The organism is Phenylobacterium sp., from assembly GCF_024508875.1.
Taxonomy (GTDB): Bacteria; Pseudomonadota; Alphaproteobacteria; order Caulobacterales; family Caulobacteraceae; genus Phenylobacterium.
The window spans coordinates 1-2,723 of record NZ_JANINU010000262.1 but is presented as its reverse complement, the minus strand read 5'-3'; the positions used below and the strand labels follow the sequence as shown (position 1 = coordinate 2,723).

Here is a 2,723-nt window from a genome sequence, read left to right as displayed (position 1 = left end):
CGGCTGGGCAAGCCGGAGGACATCGCCAGGCTGGCCGTCTTCCTGTGCGGCGACGAGGCGGGCTACGTCACCGGCGCGGAGATCCTGGCTGACGGCGGACAGACCCTCCACGGCTATCCCCGCTGGTTCAGCGCCGACTACGCGCAGCCCGGCGCCGAGTGGATTCCGCATACGCAGCGGTGAGCCTCAGAGGACAATGACCTCTTCGTCGGGCGTTTCGGCGAACAGCCGCTCCACCTCTCCGGCCCGCCGGTCGATGACCGCGCGGCGGTTGATGGTGCCCTTGTCCGAAATCTCGTGGGCGTTGGCGCTGGGCGGGTCCTTGAGCAGCAGGGCCCGCTTCACCCGCGCTGCGCTGCCGTGCTGGCTGGCATTAAAGGCCGCCAGCCGCTTGCCGATCTCGGCCTGGTCAGCCCCCGGCGTCGCCCAGAGCATGACGCCCAGGTACGGCCGCCCGTCATCGCAGAGCACCAGGTCCGTCACCAGCGGCGACAGCGCCTTGATCAGACCGTCCCGAAGCGACCCGCCATACACCCAGGCGCCGCTGGAGAGCTTGAACTCCTCGGCGGCGCGGCCTGAAAACGCCAGGCCCTTGGTCGCGTCATCCGGGTCGTGGAAGGTCACCAGGTCGCCGGTGCGATAGAAGCCCTCCTCGTCGAAGGCCGCCGCCGTCTTCTCCGGCTCGTCAAGATACCCGGTCGTGACGTTCGGCCCGCGGGCGCGCAGCTCGTAGCGGTCGCCCACCGGCACCAGCTTCACCATCGTCCCCGGCGCGGGAAGGCCGATGCCCACCTTGTCGGTCTCGAAGTGGATGACCATGAAGGCGGAGACGGTCTCGGTCATGCCGTAGCCGCTGGTCATCATGATCCGGTGGCCGGTCTCGGCGACGGCGGCGGCCTGCAGCCGGTCCAGCACCGTCTGCGGCAGGCCCGCGCCCCCGTACAGCATCAGCCTCATCTTCCTGAAGAAGGTGGCCCGCAGCTCGGCGTCCTTCTCCAGGGCGTCCGTCAGCATGGCGTAGCCGAGCGGCACGTTGTTGAAGTAGCTGACGGAAATCTCTCGGAGATTCCGGATCGAGGTCTCGAACAGCCCCGGGGCTGGCTTGCCGTCGTCGATGTACAGCGTGCCGCCCTCCAGCAGCGTGGTCCGCAGCACGAAGGCGCCGGCCGCATGGTGCCAGGGCAGCCAGTCCAGCATCACGTCGTGCCAGCCCGCGGCCTCGCCGATGGTCTGCTGGCACTGGGTCGAATTGGCCATCAGGTTGTCGAAAGTGATCGGGACCACCTTTGGCAGGCCGGTGGAGCCCGAGGTCAGCATCAGGGCCGCGCGGCCCTCCGGCCTAAGCCCTGCGATGGACCTTTCGACCGCCTCGGTCGGCCTGGTCGCCAGCACGTCCGCGTACGAGATCGCCGGCTTCGACAGCTTCGAGGGATCGGTCGTGACGATCTTGGCCTCGCCGAGGTCCAGCGCCTCAAGCGCACCCTTGGCCATGGCCGTGTCCTCGGCGAACACCACGCCCGGCTTAACCTTGGCCACCACGTGGCCCAGCCGGCCATAGTCGCCGCCGAGCGCCGCATAGGTCACGCTGACCGGGCAGGCCGCCCGTCCCGCCGCCTGAGCCGCGAAGCTCATCACCGCGAAGGCCGGCGTATTTCCCGCCAGGATCAGCACGGGGCCGTCCGAAGCGTTGGCCAGCAGCCACTGGGTCGCCGCGTCCATGTCCTGCTTGAGTTGGGCGTACGACAGGAACGCCCACTCGCCATCCGCGCCCCGCTGCGCCAGCGCCGGCTTATCGGCCGAGATCGCCGCGCGCCGCGCGAAGGCGGCCGGGATGTTGGGGTCGTACGGCTTCAGCGGGATGTTCGAGACGATGGTGATCGCCCCGTCCGCGCGCCGCTCGACGGCGAGGTCCACCGCCATCAGGTGGGCCTCGCGGAACGGAGCCTTCGCCAGCGGCTCGGCGCTGTCGGCCACGGTCAGACGCCCACCACGAGGCTGACCGTCGTGGTGGTCGAGCCGCCGATGTTGAGGGTCTGCACCGTCTTGGCGCCGTCGACCTGGTAGTCGCCGGCCTTGCCGGTCACCTGCTTGAAGGCGTCCAGCGCCATGCGCACGCCGGTCGCGCCGACGGGGTGGCCCAGACCGATGAGGCCGCCGGAGGGGTTGATCGGCAGGCGGCCGCCGATCTCGATGGATCCGTCCTCCACCGCCTTCCAAGCCTCGCCTGGCGCGGTCAGGCCGAGGTGCTCGATCGCCATGTACTCAGTCGTCGTGAAGCAGTCGTGGGTCTCGACGGCGTCCAGTTCCGAGATGTCGGCGATGCCGGCGCGGCTGCGCGCGGCGTCGATCGCCTGCTTCACGCGCGGGAAGACATAGGGCTGACCCTCGCTGGCGCGGACCTTGCGCTCGTAGCTGATGGGCGCCGAGGTATGGCCCCAGCCCTTGATGCGCGGCAGGCTCTCCAGCGGAATCCCGCGCCTGTCGGCGTATTCCTTCGCGGCCTTCTCCGAGGCCAGGAACACCACCGCCGAACCGTCCGTCACCTGGCCGCAGTCGTTCTTGCGGATCATGCCCTCGATGACCGGATTGGCCTCGTCGTCTGTGGTGAAGCTCTTCTCGTTGAAGGCCCACTGCCGGGTCTGCGAATTCGGATTCTTCTTGGCGTTGGCGAAGTTGATCTCCGCGATCCGCATCAGGTGTTCGTACTTCAGGCCCCAGCGGCG

3 protein-coding genes are annotated in these 2,723 nt (G+C 68.9%); 1 reads left to right on the top strand and 2 read right to left on the bottom strand.

The genetic code is table 11. The annotated features are described in order from the left end of the window. The coding region (locus tag Q0L11_RS18075; RefSeq protein WP_296599076.1) for an SDR family oxidoreductase at positions 1 to 183 on the top strand (183 nt) is incomplete at its 5' end. A 3-nt stretch (positions 184 to 186) separates the two neighbouring features. Here the strand turns inward: Q0L11_RS18075 and Q0L11_RS18070 are convergent. Both Q0L11_RS18070 and Q0L11_RS18065 read right to left on the bottom strand, forming a co-directional pair. Beyond that, positions 187 to 1,974, bottom strand: a complete 1,788-nt coding sequence (locus Q0L11_RS18070) for an AMP-binding protein (RefSeq protein WP_296599074.1) — start codon at positions 1,972 to 1,974, stop codon at positions 187 to 189. A gap of 2 nt (positions 1,975 to 1,976) precedes the next feature. Beyond that, positions 1,977 to 2,723 (bottom strand): acetyl-CoA acetyltransferase (locus tag Q0L11_RS18065; protein ID WP_296599073.1); only part of this gene is annotated, 747 nt, incomplete at its 5' end.